This window comes from Streptomyces sp. JJ66 (genome assembly GCF_019303495.1).
Taxonomy (GTDB): domain Bacteria; phylum Actinomycetota; class Actinomycetes; order Streptomycetales; family Streptomycetaceae; genus Streptomyces.
The window spans coordinates 61,044-76,128 of sequence record NZ_JAEVFI010000012.1; the positions used below are offsets into that span (position 1 = coordinate 61,044).

Sequence of the window (15,085 nt, forward strand, 5' to 3'; positions counted from 1 at the left end):
CCACGGTATCCCTTATCTTCTCGATGTCAGAAGGTTCGATGTCGAAAGGTTCGAGAGTGGCTCCGGAAGTAGATCATTCCACGGTGGCACGGGTCATTCGTGCACGTCGGAGTGTCCGTCACTACCGGCCCGACCCGGTCCCGGCACCGCTGCTGCGCGAACTGACCGACCTGGCTCTGGAGGCTCCGTCCAGCTTCAACCTCCAGGCCCGAGCCGTCGTGGTCGTGACCGAGCAGGAGGGGCGCGAGGCCCTTGCCCGGGCCACCGGCGGGCAGCCTCATCCGCAGGAAGCACCGGTCATGCTGGTCTTCGTCGCTGAGTCCGGTGCCTGGCGCGAGGACCGGGGTGATATCTGGTCAGCAGCCCGTGATCAGGGCGCATGGTCCTCAGCGTTCGCCGAAGCCACGCCCGCGATGATCCGGCAGTTTCACGAAGCTCCGGCCAGACGCGGCCTGGAGCGGGAGTACGCCGTCAAGGACGCGATGATCGCGGCTTCGTTCCTGATGATCGCCGCCCAGGCGGCGGGTCTGGCCACCAGCCCTATGAACGGCTGGGACGAAGATGAGGTCAAGAAGGCCATCGGCGTCGACGAACGCGATGACGTGCACGTCGCCCTGCTGATGCCCTTGGGCTATCCCGCCGAAACCCGGCTCCACCCGGGCCGTCGGGACCGTGCACTAACCTGCTTCAGCGAGACTTACGGAGGCTGAGGCAGTCGGAGCAGATCCGACGGCGGTCCGGGGGGACCGAGGGGTGGATTCCACCACCTGCTGCAACAAGCTCGTCGTTCAATCAAACCGAGAACCGGCCGGCGTAAGCCCGGTTGTCGGCTTTCATAAGAGGGGGAAGGTCATCACATGACCGCTGTGCATCATCTCGTGCAGGTCGCCGGCATCATCGACGGTGACGAGGCTGACATGGTCATCGGCGAGGGTGCCGACTGGCTCGGGTTCGCTCTGCGTCTGCCATCTGGCAAGGACGACATCGCCGAGCAGGACGCCGCCACGATCATCAAGGGTCTAGAGCCCCCGCATGCGGGCGTCCTCATCAGTTACCTGACCGACGCGCAGGAAATCAGTGACTTCTGCAGCGAGCTCGGTGTCGCTGCCGTTCAATTGCACGGTGACGTCGCCACCGAACAGCTCCGCCGACTCCAGGAGATCCGTTCCGACCTGTTCGTCCTGAAGTCGCTTGTGGTCAAGCAGGGAAACGCCGGGGAACTGCTGAAGCTCGTCGACGAGACTCATCCGTATGTCGATATGTACATCACCGACACGTTCGACCCGAAGACAGGGGCCAAGGGCGCGACAGGCCTGACCCACGACTGGGACGTCTCCGCCGAGTTGGTCCGGCGTTCCCCCAAGCCTCTCATGATGGCGGGTGGCCTGAACCCGAACAACGTTGGTGACGCCATCCGTGCCGTACGGCCCGCTGCCGTGGACGCTCACACCGGCCTGGAAGGCCCGGGCGGACGTAAGGACCGCGACAAGGTAGCGAAGTTCATCGCTGAAGCCCGCCGGGCCTTCGAAGAGATCGGCTGATCAGCCGGACGAGGCGGTCGGTGCCCGCACCTGCCCGGCCGCCCGCTCCTTATACGCCCCTGTCGGGGCGGAACTCCCATGCCAGGAACGGCCTACCGCAGCAATCGCGGTACCGAGGAGACCACGCTGTGACCATCGGCCATAACGTCCAGTTGCTTCCCCAGACCGATCAACTCCGCGCCATGCATACCGTCGTCCGCGACCGCGACTGCACCCGCGAAGACTTCACCTTCTACTCCCGTCGCATCATCCGCCTTCTGCTGGAGGCCGCAAGTGGCCTGCTGCCCTTCACCGAGAAGGAGGTCACCACCCCGGTCGGCGTCACCTATCAGGGGTTGGAGTGCGCCGTCCAGCCGTGCGCTGTCTCCGTGATCCGCGCCGGCGAGGCGATCGAGGGCGAGTTGCGCGATGTCCTGCCCGGCGTCCGCATCGGAAAGATTCTCATTCAGCGGGACAAGCACACCAAGTTGCCCCGCCTCTACTACCAGCACTTGCCTGCCGACATCGCCGACCGGCACGTCTTGCTTCTGGAACCAATGCTCGCTACGGCCGGGTCCGCGCTCGCCGCAATCGATGTGCTCCTGAGCGCCGGCGTGGGCGAAGACCACATCGTCATGGTCAATGTTCTGTCGTCACCTGAAGGGCTGCGCCGTCTGGCCACCGAGCGGCCGGCCGTACGAGTTGTCACGAGCGCTGTCGAAGAACGGCTCAACGAACACGCTTTCATGATTCCCGGCATCGGGGACTTCGGTGATCGTTTCTTCGGCACGGTGGACAGCGGAGTCGTCAAGTGAGCACCCACCGGATCGCCTCCACCTCCGCGATGACCGCGTTGGCGCCCGCCGTATGGGGCTCCACATACCTCGTCACCACTGAGTTCCTTCCGCCAGACCGGCCCCTTCTGGCCTCTACTCTCCGGGCGCTGCCCGCTGGGTTGCTCCTGCTGCTGTTCACCCGCGTATTGCCTCGCGGCGTGTGGTGGTGGCGTGCTGTGGTTCTGGGCGTGCTGAACATCGGAGCCTTCTTCTACTTCCTGTTTCTGGCCGCCTACCACCTTCCCGGAGGAGTCGCCGCGCTGGTCATGTCCGTCCAACCCATGATCGTGCTGCTGCTGGGCGCACCGCTGCTGGGTGACCGGGTTCAGCCTGTGCACATCGTCTCCTGCCTGGTCGGCGCGACCGGCGTTGGCCTGCTCGTGCTGCAACCAGGTGCCGGATTGGACGGCATCGGTGTTGTGGCCGGCCTGCTCGGTGCGCTGTGCATGGCCAGTGGGATCGTGCTGACCAAGCGCTGGGGGCGTCCTGAGGGCGTCAGCTTGCTGACGTTTACCGGTTGGCAGCTCACCGTCGGCGGGCTGTTTCTGCTGCCGATCACCCTCGTCGGTGAATCGCTGCCGGAGCGCCTCACGTGGGGTAACATCGGCGGCTTCGCCTATCTCTGCTTCATCGGCGCCCTTGTCGCTTACGTCGTGTGGTTCCACGGCCTTGCCCGCCTACCCGCACTCGCGGCCTCCTTCCTGTCGTTCGCCTCGCCGCTGTGTGCCACGGTTCTCGGGTACCTCTTCCTGGGACAGAGACTGGGCACGCTGCAGCTCCTCGGCGCCGCAGCTGTCGTCGGTGCCGTCGTGCTGGCCCAGCCCCGCGTCAAGAAGCCTGCTCCGGAGCCTGCCGAGCGCGCGGTGAGCCGCGTCTGACCCAGACCCTTGCACGGGCTGTCGGGCCTGTGCTCCGAGCGGTGTGCGGCCGGCACACAACGAGAGGGTCGTGCCACGGCCGCCCACCCTTAATCCGAATGCACTCCGTACCGATGAGCTCCTGCGATGTCGTCTCGGAGTCACAGGTTCGCCACAGCCCAAGGGGACGGCAGCGAGATCGTGAGATCTCAGCAACGGCATTGCCGTCGCTATTAGTTAATCAACGCGTTGCTCGCAACGTACTTTCAACCGGGGGAATGACTATGAGCACTCGTGCGCCAAATTCCGGTGTGTTCCACAAGGGTGTCTCCTTGACCGATCTGCTTGCCCGACAGGCACGCCTCCGTCCGGACGAGGTCGCTGTCACGGTGCCCGGGTCAGAAGGCGAGAAAAGCCGTCAGTTGACTTTCCGCAGTCTCCATACCGAGGCCCGACGCATTGGCGCCTACCTGGTTCGGCTAGGTGTCGAGCCGGACACCTGCGTCGGCCTGTTCGCGGAACCTTCCGCCGAGCTGATGACAGGCGTGTGGGGCATTCTGGCGTCCGGGGCAGCCTATCTGCCGCTCTCGCCGGAGTACCCGGAGGAACGGCTCAGGTTCATAATCGAAGACTCGGCCGCCCCGGTCATCGTCGTACAGGAGCACTTGCGCGACCGGGCGCGGGAACTGGCTCCGGAGGGCGTCCGCGTCGTCACAACCGCGGACATCACTGATCAACCAGCGGTGTCGTTGCCGGAGACGCGTGGCGATCACCTCGCGTACGTGATCTATACCTCGGGGAGCACCGGCCGGCCCAAGGGAGTCATGATCGAACAGCGCGGCATCGTCTCCCAGATGCAGTGGCTGGCCAGTTTCGGGCATCTGGGCACCGAGGTGTCGATCCTGCAGAAGACCCCCATGAGCTTTGACGCTGCCCAGTGGGAGATCCTTGCCCCGGTAACCGGTGCCCGGACGGTCATGGGCCTCCCCGGGATTTTTCGGGAACCCGAGGCCATCATCACCATGATCCGCGAGCACCGGGTGACTGCCTTGCAAGGGGTGCCCACCCTTTTGCAGGCCCTACTGGATACCGAGCAGTTCGACGCCTGCCGCTCACTCACCCGGATCTTCTCCGGCGGCGAGACGCTGACCCGCACGCTGGCCGCGGACCTGTTCGCGGCCCTGCCCGGGGTGTCGGTCGTCAATCTGTACGGGCCGACCGAAACGACGATCAACGCCACATCACACTGGATCGACCCTGCCGCTCTTGCCGACATTCCAGTCGGCTCCTCAGGGACGGCGACTGTGCCGATCGGCACTCCTGCCGACAACGTCACGTGCTATATCCTCGACGAGAATCGGCAGCCGGTCGACTTCAGCGAGAGCGGCGAACTGTTTATCGGTGGGAAGCAGGTCGCGCGCGGATACATCGGGCTGCCAGAACAGACCGCGCAGCGGTTCGTGGATTCCCCGTTCCATCCCACCGAGCGGCTCTACCGCACGGGAGACCTGTGCCAATGGAACCCCGACGGCACTCTTCATTTTCTGGGCCGCACCGACAATCAGGTCAAACTTCGGGGTTATCGGGTGGAATTGGAGGAGGTGGCGTCCCGCATCGAGGAGCACCCCTGGGTCCGCCGTGCCGCGGCCATCATCACGGATGATCCACGTACCGGCTCCAAGGCACTCGTCGCCGCGGTCGAGCTGAACGAGCGTAACGCCGCCGTCATGGACCAAGGGCGGGATGACGCCGCTCACCACCAGTCAAAGGCCTCCAAGGTGCAGGTGAAGGCACAACTGTCCAGCCCCGGCCTGCGCACACCCGGGGAGTTGGCGGGACGCCGGGTCGTGGAATTGCCCGGCAAAAAGGCCACCGTACGCCAGCGGCGGGAGGCGTTCGCCCGCAAGACTTACCGCTTCTACGACGGGGGCCCGGTGTCTGAGGCCGATGTTCTCCGTCTGCTCGCACCGCGACCCGGTCCGTCGTCATCGCGCCCACTGGAGGACCTGACATGGGACGCACTCGGTGAGATTTTCCGCTGGTTCGGGCCGTTCCGCAGTGAGGAACGGCTGCTGCCGAAGTATGCCTACGCCTCTCCTGGGGCCTTGTACGCCGCACAAATGTACTTGGAGGTCAGTGGCCTAACCGGCGTGGCTCCCGGGCTGTACTACCATCATCCGATAGACCACGCCTTGGTTCGCATCGGCGACGTAGCCCATGACTTTCCCGCACAGGGTTTCAGAATTCACTTCCTAGGCAAGGTTCGGGCTATCGAGCCTGTCTATAAGAACAACATCGCCGAGGTGTTGGAGTTCGAGGCTGGCCACATGGTCGGTGTTTTCGAAGAGATCCTTCCCGGTCACGGTCTCACCATCACACCCCACGGCTTCGATCCGCGAGTCAAGAACCGGCTCGATGTCCCAGAAGAGGACCTTTACCTGGGGACCTTCGATATCTCCGAAAACCACAGCAGGCCGTTGCGGGCACCGGTCGATCTCTATGTGCAAGCACATGAAGATCGGGTGGCCGGTTTGGTGGCGGGCTTGTATCGCTACCGGGGCGGCCGCCTGGAACGCACGAGCTCCGAGGTCGTGGAGCGGCGTCACGTCATCGCGATCAACCAGGGTGTGTACGAGCGAGCCGCGTTCGGTATCAGTGCTGTTTCCCGGACTGATGCCGACTGGTTGCGCTATCTCGTGCTCGGAACAGCGCTGCACCACCTCCAGCGCGTCCCTGGCATGGGCCTGATGTCCTCCGGCTACTCCTCGAAGTCCGGCCACCCGCTGCCTGCCTCCCGCCGCCTTGATGACGTGCTCGCAGCCGCGGGAGAACCGGCCGCTGCCGCCTCCTACTTTTTCGTCGGCGGCCGCATCAGCGCCCAGCAGGCTATGCACGACGGCATGAACGAAGACGCGGTTCACACCAAGGGGCCTGCGGAAATGATTCGTGACGATCTCGGGCGGTTTCTGCCGGATTACATGATGCCCGCGCGGGTGGCAGTACTGAACGAGTTGCCCCTGACGGCCAACGGTAAGATCGATTGCAATGCCACCGCGCGGCTGCCGCAAGTCGCCCAAACTCGTACCTCCGCTGAATATGTCGCGCCCGCGACCGCGACGGAGCGCTGGCTGGCTGCGGAGTGGGGCCGGACGTTGAAGTACGAGGACGTTTCCTCGCAGGATGAGTTCTTCGCCTCCGGCGGCAACTCGCTGCACGCAGTGGCCCTAATGAACCGGATCAACGGAGAGTTCGGTGTCAATCTGCCGTTGCAGGTGATCTTCGAGTCGCCGCGGTTGTCCCATCTCGCCAGCCGCATCGACGAGGGCACACCGCACCGCCTCTCCCGCCTCGTCCCGTTGCATGACGGCCCTGCGGACCGGCCGGTGTTCTGCTGGCCGGGGCTCGGCGGCTACCCCATGAACCTGAGGTTGCTGGCCCGTGAGGCGGCTGGGAGCCGAGCCTTCTACGGAGTTCAGGCTCACGGCATCAACCCTGGTGAGGTGCCGCACAGCACCATTCGCGAGATGGCGATGGCTGACGTATCGGAGATCCGTCGCGTTCAGCCGTCGGGGCCGTACACGTTGTGGGGTTACTCCTTCGGAGCACGGGTGGCTTTCGAGACGGCCTGGCAACTGGAGCAGTTCGGCGAAAAGGTCGATCAACTGCTGCTGATTTGTCCCGGTAATCCCCGGGTGCGTACCGCGGCCAGCGGCCGTCCGGCTCGCTCGGCGTCCTACACTGACCCGGTCTACCTCACCATCTTGTTTTCCGTCTTCACGGGAACAATTCAGGGGCAGCAACTGGAGGAATGTCTGCGTCGGGTAACCGACGAACAGTCCTTCCTCTCTTACATGAGCGGAATACTGCCCCAACTCGACCGGGAAACCATACGTCGCATCACCCGGATCGTAGGAGAGACGTACGCGTTCGAATACAGCTTCCGGGAACTGCGTGAGCGCCACATCAACGCACCCGTGACAATCTTCAAGGCTCGAGGTGACGACTACTCGTTTGTGGAGAGCAGCGCCAGTTACTCGGCTGAGCCGCCGACGGTCGTCGATTTGGTCGGGGGCCACTACAGCGTGCTGAAGGAACACGGGGTCGCCGAACTCGCCACCGCTATCGCGACAAAGGCTCACCGCCCGTAGCAATGGGCGGAAAGTGCCACATGAGTCCCTCGCCCCCTGAATCCCTTCGCTGGGGGCGAGGCACCTTCCTCATCTGAAAGGAGCTCTACGGTGCCTCACGTCAGCATCAAACACTGGCCTCGCCCGTTTACCGCCGCTGCCCAGGCCGAGTTGGTTGGGTCCCTGACCGAGACGATCACGCGGACCTTCGGCTGCGAGCCGGATTCTGTTTCGATCGCGGTGGAGAGCGTCGAGCCGTCCCGCTGGCGGGACGAGGTTCAGCTACCCGAACTGGAGCAGCGCGCTCACCTGCTGTGGAAGCAGCCAAAGCACACCCAGCCCCTCTCGGCCGCCCGGACCGCGGAAGGGACCCGATGAACCCGCTCATCCCGCTCGTCTACACCGAAGAAATCCGCGAGGCTGTACACGAGGGCCGCCCGGTCGTCGCGTTGGAGTCCAATGTCATCACGCACGGCCTGAAGTACCCGCACAACGCCGAGACAGCCCATCAGGTAGAGGAGGCCGTTCGTAAGGGAGGCTCGGTCCCGGCGACCATCTGTGTCGAGGACGGAGCCCTCAAGATTGGCATGACCGAGCGCGACATCGAACGGTTCGCCGGCGAACCGGGCATCCCCAAGGTGTCCAGTCGCGATCTGCCCGTCGTCCTGGCCCGTGGCGGGCGCGGTGCTACCACCGTGGCCTCATCGCTCGTGGCAGCGGAACTCGCCGGGATTCCGTTCTTCTCCTCCGCGGGGCTTGGCGGCGTGCATCGCGGAGCCCAGACCACCATGGACGTCTCCTCGGACCTGATCCAGCTCACCCGCTCCAAGGTTGCTGTGGTGTGTGCCGGCGCTAAGATGATTCTCGATCTGAAGCTGACCATGGAGTACCTGGAGACGCAGTGTGTCCCGGTGATCGCGCACGGCTCCGACGACTTCCCGGCCTTCTACTGTTCCTCCAGCGGAGTGAGATCCCCGCACCGAATCGATGACGAAGATCTGATCGCCAGGACCGTGGCCCTGCACTGGGCCGCCGGCCACCCCGGTGGTGTAGTGATCACTACGCCGCCCCGGGCAGAGGACGCCGTGGACCCCGCCGAGGCGGATGCCGCCATCGAGGCCGCGCTCGCCCGCGCCGAGCGGGATGGCGTGGGCGGCCAGGACCTCACCAAGTACCTGATGCACGCGGTCGACCAGGCCACCGGTGGTCGGACCGCGCAGGCGAACATGGCCGTCCTCATCTCCACGGCCGAGACGGGCGGGCGCATGGCCGCTGCCTTCGCACGGACGTCTACCGCCCGGCGCTGACTACTCACACCCGTTCCGCACCCGTTCATACTTCGAGGAGAAACCCCGTATGACCTCACTGTTCGACCCCGTTACCTTCGGCAAGATCCCCCTGGCCAATCGGCTCGTGATGGCCCCGATGACACGCAACCGGGCCAAGCCCTGCGGTGGTGCCACCGCCCTGATGGCCGAGTACTACACCCAACGTGCCTCCGCCGGACTCATCATCACCGAGGGGGTGCAGCCCTCTGCTGTGGGTCAGGGGTTCCTCAACACCCCTGGGCTACACCATCCCGAGCAGGTGGCCTCCTGGCGCTCGGTAACCGAGGCAGTGCACAGTGCCGGTGGGCGGATCGTAGTTCAGCTCATGCACTCGGGCAGGATCGGCCACCCCTCCTTGTACCCCGACGCACACCAGTCGGTCGCGCCTTCGCCGGTCGCCGCAGCAGGCCAGTGCTTCACACCGGACGGCCCCCAGGACTACCAAGTCCCGCACGAACTGACGGGCGACGACATAGCCAGCACTGTCCAGGATTTTGCCAATGCCGCACGCAATGCGATCGAGGCGGGATTCGACGGCGTCCAGATCCACGCGGGAAACGGCTTCCTGCTGCACCAGTTCCTCGCCGAGAACACCAACCGACGCACCGATGGTTACGGCGGTTCCGTGGCGAACCGCATCCGGCTCACCGTCGAGGTCACCGAGGCCGTCGCCGAGGCGATCGGCAACGAGCGCACCGCTGTCCGCGTCTCGCCCGGCAATCCGTACAACGACATTGTGGAGGGGGACTCTGAGGCGCTCTACTCCGCGCTGCTCCCGACCCTGCCCGAACTGGCATTCCTGGAAGTGTGCGAGATCGTCACTCGGTCGGTGACGCACCAGGTGCGGGACCTGTGGAGCGGCAATCTGGTGGTGAACCCGCATCCCACGCCGGACTCCTTCCCCGCATCGGAACAGACCGCGAAGGACGTGCTGGACGCGGGTCTGGCAGATGCCGTGTCCCTGGGTACCCTGTTCCTCGCCAACCCCGACCTGCCTGCCCGGCTCTCGGCTCAGGGGCCGTTCAACGTGCCCGACGAGGCGACGTACTACGGGGGCGATCACCGCGGCTACACCACCTACCCAGTGCTCGACCGGTGATTTCCACGCGGAAAGAGGAACGGTCGCTGCTGCTTTTTTCCGGCCGGGCTCACCCCGCCCTGGCCGAGAGGGTCGCACGGCATCTGCGAGTTCCTCTGGTGCCCATGAAGGCCCGTGCCTTCTCCAACGGAGAACTGTACGTGCGCTACGAGAAGTCGGTGCGCGGGGCGGATTGCTTCGTGATGCAAGCGCACACCGCGCCCATCAACACGTGGATCATGGAACAGCTGATCATGATCGACGCACTGAAGCGCGCGTCCGCCCGGACCGTCACCGTGGTCGCCCCCTTCTACGGCTACTCGAGGCAGGATAAGAAGCACAAGGGCCGCGAGCCGATCTCAGCTCGGATGCTAGCGGACCTGTTCACCTCCGCAGGAGCGGACCGGATCATCACAGTGGACCTGCATACCGATCAAATCGCAGGCTTCTTCAATGGTCCGATGGATCATCTGTTCGCTCTACCGACGCTCGCGGACCACATCGCTGCGCTCACCGACCCCACCCGGCTCACCGTGGTCTCACCGGACGCGGGCCGGGTACGAGTGGCTGACCGATGGTGCGACCGGCTCGGTACCCCACTGGCGATCGTCCACAAGAAGCGAGACAAGGACGTGGCCCACCGGGTCAGCGTCCATGAGGTGGTGGGCGAGGTCGATGGACGGGTGTGTGTGCTCGTCGACGACATGGTCGACACGGGCGGCACGATCTGTGCCGCTGCTGACGCCCTGTATGACAATGGCGCCGAAGACGTGATGGTGGCGGCCACGCACGGCATCTTGTCTGGACCTGCGGCCGACCGTATGAAGAACTCACGGGTCAGCCGTTTCCTCTTCACCGACACGCTGCCGACGGCCGCCGCCACCGGCTTGGACAAGGTGGAGGTTTTGTCCATCGCTCCCATGCTCGCCCAGGCGATCCACGAGATCTTCGTGGACGGTTCGGTGACGGCCCTCCTTGAGGACTTGTGAGCAGCTTTGGGCCGGTTGGGCCGTGGCGTCCGCGTCTCGCGGACGCCACGGCCGAGGAGCGTCGCTCACTCCGCCTGACTGAGCCGGGCCGCTCGCGTTCCACCCCAACCGCGGGCTCGGGTAGCTATTGCCTGCCGAAGGCCCGTCCCCGTGCGTAGGGGGATGTACCCGTGATGTGGGCGTGGGCTGCCCGGGTGGCGTCCCCCATTCGGGGGGAGAGCGGCCGTTGTCGGCTTGGTTGGGGGCGGCGCGGGGTTGGGTGGCGCTCGTACGATGAGTGCAGGAGAGGGAGGCCGATGTGACCATCTCGGATCTGGACCGCCTGCACTCGCAGCTCAGCCGCCTGGAGGACCAGTTCCCGGGCTATACGACAGAGATCGTTGAGGGCAACATCGTGATGAGTCCGGTCCGGCCGTATCACCTGGAGACCATCGTGGCGCTCTGGACCGGCCTTAGGGCGCAGCTGGCCGAGGAGTGGGCGCTGATCGGCGACGTCAGCGTGCCGATCAGTGAGGAGTTTGAGTTCTGTCCTGACCTCGCTGTCATTCCCGCGGTGGAGAAGGACAAGAATCTGACCCAGTACGCACCCTCGCTGGTGGAACTCGCGGTGGAGGTCGTCTCCCCGACGAGCGTCCGTAACGACTACGTCGTCAAGGACGAGCAGTACGCGAAGGCGGGCATTCCGGTGTACGTGATCTTCGACCCGTACCAGGCGCAGTGCGTCACGATGTGGAACCCCGGCCCTGACGGCTACCGGGGGCGCGACACGTTCCCCTACGGCGAGACCGTGTCGGTGAAGACGCCGCTGGGGGAGCTGAGCTTCGACACCGCCGAGCTGCCCGTCGATCCTGGGGAGCGGAAGGACTAGCTGTACGGGCTGGGGCCGATGCCCGCGCGGGGGGCGCGCCGGGGTGGGGTGCGGCGGAGCCAGAAGGCGGCGAGGACGCCGCCGATGAGGCCGAAGAGGTGGCCCTGCCAGGAGACACCGGAGTTCGTCGGCAGCACGCCCCACAGGATCGAGCCGTACAGCAGCAGCACGGTGATGCCGACGGTGATGTCCAGCGCGTCGCGTTCGACGAATCCGCGCACCAGCAGGTAGCCGAACAGGCCGAAGACGACGCCGGACGCGCCCGCGGTGTTGGTGCCGTCCGGGGCGGTGAGCCACACGCCCAGGCCGCTGACGACGATGATGACGAGCACGACGCCGATGAAGCGGCCCAGCCCGCGTACGGCCGCGAGGAAGCCGAAGATGACCAGCGGCACGGTGTTGGCGGCCACGTGGTCCCAGCCGAAGTGCAAGAACGCGGCCGGGAAGATGTCGGCCAGCTCGTCGGTCTGCCGGGGTTCGATGCCGTACTCGCCGACGATCGTGCCGCTGCCGGTGTCGAGGGCGGCGAGCAGCCACAGCAGGACGGCCCAGGAGAGCATGAACGTCGCCGCTGTCACTGCCCGGGAGCGGCGCGACGCGGGTGCGTTCGTGCCGCTCGGTCCGTACACCATGCCAACCCCCAGCAAACCGCCCGCCGACTGCTACAGCTCCAGCGTACGCAAGGTGTGCAGCAGCGAGGAGAGCTCCGGCTCGCGGAGGGTGGCGTAGGTGAGGGCGGCGAGCAGGTCCTGCGGGTGCAGCTGCTCGGCCCCGCCGGGAGCGGCGACGCGGACGACCTGGCCGGGGGCGAACTCCAGCCGCAGCGGCAGCGGGCCCGCGCCGGCGGGGGCCCGGGGGTCGAGGCGGGCGAGGTCCACGGTGAGGGCGGACAGGGCGCCGTGCCGGATGGCGAGGTCCAGGTGGACGGGATGGTCGGGGACGCGCGCGAGCTGGGTCAGGTCCGGGTCGCCGAGCTGGTGGCTGACCGGGCGCAGGGCGGCGGCGAGGCCGTGGGCGGCGTCGCGGGCGGGCAGGGTGACGGTGACGTGCTCGGCGCCGTCGCGGGTACCGGCGTCGCGCACGGAGGCGTGCTCGGTGAGCGTGGTGCGCACGGCGTCCACGAGGTGTTGCTGCACCTCGGCGGTGGTCAGCACGGACGTGGAGCGGGTCAGCCGCTCGGCGGGCGCGCCGGACTCGCCGCCGAGCACGTCCGCGAACTCGCCGAACGCCTCCGGGTCCACCCGTACCCACTCGCCGCGCAACGCCTGCTGGGCGACGTGCAGCGAGGACGGCAGATCGCCGGTCAGCTCTTCCAGCTCCGGCGTGTGCCGCAGCACCGGCCCGCGGTACCCGACGTCGGCGGCCAGCGCTCCCAGCCCGACGCGCACGTACAGCTGGTGGTTCACCGACGTCACGCCCAGTACGTCCGCGCCGCCGAAGCTGATCGCGGCGGCGGTGTCCACCCGTTCGGCGTGTGACAGCTCGTTCAGCGGCTTGCTGGCGCGGACGGCGGCGGCGAACTCCAGGTCCGCGAGCAGCCGCGCCTGTTCGCGCAGCCGCCACGGTTCGGCGCCGGGCCCGGCGCGGTGGGTCAGGTACTCCTCGATGCGCCGTGGCGAGGCGTCCAGGCGGCCGGTGACGGACACCGAGCCGTGCTCGCCGAGCTCTCCGACGGCGGCGGCCACCCGCAGGGCCGTCGTCAGTCGCTCCGTCGTACGGGAGGCCACGGTGACGACGGCGAGCAGTGCGACGCAGGTCAGGGCGGCGACGACGGCGGTCACCAGACGGCCGGTGCGCGGGCGGCGCGGCGGCGGCGGACTGGTGCGCGGGGCGGTGTCGATGGCGTTACTCCCTGACGTCGGTGGCCGTCGGTGCCGGGGCGGGGCGGGGGTCGGGCCGGGCCGGGCGGCTTGGTGGTCGGTCCGGGCCGGGGCGGGGCAGTCACGACCGGACGGGGCGTCCACTGCCGAGCCCCCGCGCCCCGTGCGGCCCTGGGGCCACGCTAGCGTCCGGCCGCGCGGGCCGTAGGCTCGGCGGGGTGACTGACGCTGAGCGCCGCCCGTGGATCGTCGGCGTCTCCGGAGCTTCCGGGACGCCCTACGCCGCCGCTGTGCTGCGCGCGCTGCTCGCGGCCGGGGAGCCGGTGGACCTGGTGGTCAGCCGCGCCGCCCGGCTCACCGTGCTGGACGAGACCGGGCACCCCTTCCGCGACGCCCACTGGGCCGACGACCTGCGCCGCTGGCTCGCGCGCGGCGCCGACGGCACGCCCGACGCGTTCGGTGACGTCCCGGTGGACGGCGTGCGCCACTGGGCCGCCGGTGACCTCGCGGCCGGGCCGTCGTCCGGCTCGTACCCGGCGCGCGGGATGCTGATCGTCCCGGCGTCCACGGCGTGCGTGGCCGGGGTGGCGCTCGGGCTGTCCAAGGATCTGCTGCAACGTGCGGCGAGCGTCACGCTCAAGGAGCGGCGGCCGCTGGTGGTGGCGGTGCGGGAAACGCCGCTGAACGGGTCCACGCTGCGGCACCTGGTCACCCTGGACGACGTGGGGGCGGTCGTGCTGCCCGCCTCGCCCGCGTTCTACGCCGGGGCGCGGCACATCCAGGACGCGGTGGACTTCGTCGCCGGGCGGGCGCTGGACGCGGTGGGGGTGCGGCACGGGCTGTACCGGCGGTGGGGCGGCGAGCTGGGCGCGGCGCGGGCTGACGCGGCGGAGTAGCCCCCGCCCCGGCTTCCGTCCCGTCCCGCCCCGGCTCCGTCCCGTCCCGCCTCGGCCCGGCTCCGTCCCTCCCCGCTTCCGTCCCTCCCCACTTCCGGTCTTCCGGCCCCGGCCCCAGCGGGAACACCTCGCAGGCGAGGGCGAGCGCATAGCTTAGATTCGGGTGTGCAGGGTACGTACAGGCGGCACAGTGGAAGGCAGCAGACGCATGGACGCGGTGGACAGACAGCTCATCCAGGCGCTGCGCGAGAACGGCAGGGCCTCCTACGCGGAGCTGGGCCGACTGGTCGGGCTGTCCGGACCGAGCGTCACCGACCGGATCAACCGGCTGGAGGCGGCCGGGGTCATCACCGGCTACCGCGCCACCGTGGACGCGCCGAGCCTCGGCCTGGGCGTCACCGCGCTGATCGGGATCTCGCTGTCCGACGCGACGGACCACGAGGACGTCGCCGGGCGGCTGCGCGAGCTGGTGGAGATCGAGGACTGCTGGTTCATCGCGGGCGACGACTCCTACATGCTCAAGGTCCGCGCCACCGACGTGGACGGGCTGGAGCGCACGATCCGCCGCCTGTCCGGCACCAAGGGCGTCTCGCGCACCCGGACGACGATCGTGCTGTCCACCAAGTGGGAGAACCGGGTCGGCGAGCTGCCGGACGCCGAGGACGCCGCCTGACGGCCGCCCCCAGCCCGGGCGGCTGACGCCGGGGGCGCCCCGACTTGTCCCGAATGGCGTGGCGTACGCTCGACTGCGGCGCGAGCGGGCGCG

General features: G+C 67.4%; 14 protein-coding genes. 12 read left to right on the forward strand and 2 right to left on the reverse strand.

Annotation, left to right across the window (positions count from 1 at the left end):
• The first annotated feature begins 83 nt into the window (after positions 1-83).
• The 10 genes from JJV70_RS11310 (at position 84) to JJV70_RS11355 (ending at position 11,603) form a co-directional block, all read left to right on the forward strand.
• A complete protein-coding gene (locus JJV70_RS11310) occupies positions 84-710 on the forward strand; it encodes a nitroreductase family protein (RefSeq protein WP_308294777.1) in 627 nt (208 codons plus the stop codon).
• 147 nt (positions 711-857) lie between these two features.
• Positions 858-1,541 (forward strand): phosphoribosylanthranilate isomerase, encoded by a 684-nt coding sequence (locus JJV70_RS11315; protein WP_219047713.1) that lies wholly within the window; start codon positions 858-860, stop codon positions 1,539-1,541.
• Between the two features lie 128 nt (positions 1,542-1,669).
• Positions 1,670-2,335, forward strand: a complete 666-nt coding sequence (gene upp, locus JJV70_RS11320) for a uracil phosphoribosyltransferase (RefSeq protein ID WP_219047714.1) — start codon at positions 1,670-1,672, stop codon at positions 2,333-2,335.
• Positions 2,332-3,234, forward strand: coding sequence for an EamA family transporter (locus tag JJV70_RS11325; protein ID WP_308294778.1), 903 nt, complete (start codon positions 2,332-2,334; stop codon positions 3,232-3,234). Before upp ends, JJV70_RS11325 begins: the two co-directional genes overlap by 4 nt.
• Positions 3,235-3,497: 263 nt before the next feature.
• A complete protein-coding gene (locus tag JJV70_RS11330; protein WP_219047715.1) occupies positions 3,498-7,361 on the forward strand; it encodes an amino acid adenylation domain-containing protein in 3,864 nt (1,287 codons plus the stop codon).
• A 90-nt stretch (positions 7,362-7,451) separates the two neighbouring features.
• Complete coding sequence (locus JJV70_RS23230; protein ID WP_219047716.1) at positions 7,452-7,718, forward strand: tautomerase family protein; 267 nt, start codon at positions 7,452-7,454, stop codon at positions 7,716-7,718.
• Positions 7,715-8,647: a pseudouridine-5'-phosphate glycosidase gene (locus tag JJV70_RS11340; RefSeq protein WP_219047717.1), complete on the forward strand. Its 933-nt coding sequence runs from the start codon at positions 7,715-7,717 to the stop codon at positions 8,645-8,647. The genes JJV70_RS23230 and JJV70_RS11340 overlap by 4 nt, the downstream gene beginning before the upstream one ends.
• Positions 8,648-8,696: 49 nt before the next feature.
• On the forward strand, positions 8,697-9,767 hold the full coding sequence (locus tag JJV70_RS11345) for an alkene reductase (RefSeq protein ID WP_219047718.1): 1,071 nt from the start codon (positions 8,697-8,699) through the stop codon (positions 9,765-9,767).
• Entirely contained in the window at positions 9,764-10,735 is a 972-nt protein-coding gene (locus JJV70_RS11350) for a ribose-phosphate diphosphokinase (protein WP_219047719.1), read from the forward strand. Before JJV70_RS11345 ends, JJV70_RS11350 begins: the two co-directional genes overlap by 4 nt.
• Before the next feature lie 298 nt (positions 10,736-11,033).
• Positions 11,034-11,603 (forward strand): Uma2 family endonuclease, encoded by a 570-nt coding sequence (locus tag JJV70_RS11355; protein WP_219047720.1) that lies wholly within the window; start codon positions 11,034-11,036, stop codon positions 11,601-11,603.
• Here JJV70_RS11355 and JJV70_RS11360 read toward each other — a convergent pair.
• Both JJV70_RS11360 and JJV70_RS11365 read right to left on the reverse strand, forming a co-directional pair.
• A complete protein-coding gene (locus JJV70_RS11360) occupies positions 11,600-12,235 on the reverse strand; it encodes a rhomboid family intramembrane serine protease (protein ID WP_219047721.1) in 636 nt (211 codons plus the stop codon). The genes JJV70_RS11355 and JJV70_RS11360 overlap by 4 nt on opposite strands.
• 30 nt (positions 12,236-12,265) lie before the next feature.
• Positions 12,266-13,384 carry a hypothetical protein gene (locus JJV70_RS11365; RefSeq protein ID WP_219047722.1) on the reverse strand — a complete coding sequence of 373 codons (1,119 nt, stop codon included), beginning with the start codon at positions 13,382-13,384 and terminating at the stop codon, positions 12,266-12,268.
• A gap of 257 nt (positions 13,385-13,641) precedes the next feature.
• On the opposite strand from JJV70_RS11365, the gene JJV70_RS11370 reads away from it, so the two are divergent.
• Entirely contained in the window at positions 13,642-14,319 is a 678-nt protein-coding gene (locus tag JJV70_RS11370) for a UbiX family flavin prenyltransferase (protein ID WP_219047723.1), read from the forward strand.
• A 208-nt stretch (positions 14,320-14,527) separates the two neighbouring features.
• A complete protein-coding gene (locus JJV70_RS11375; RefSeq protein WP_219047751.1) occupies positions 14,528-14,992 on the forward strand; it encodes an Lrp/AsnC family transcriptional regulator in 465 nt (154 codons plus the stop codon).
• Positions 14,993-15,085 lie beyond the last annotated feature (93 nt).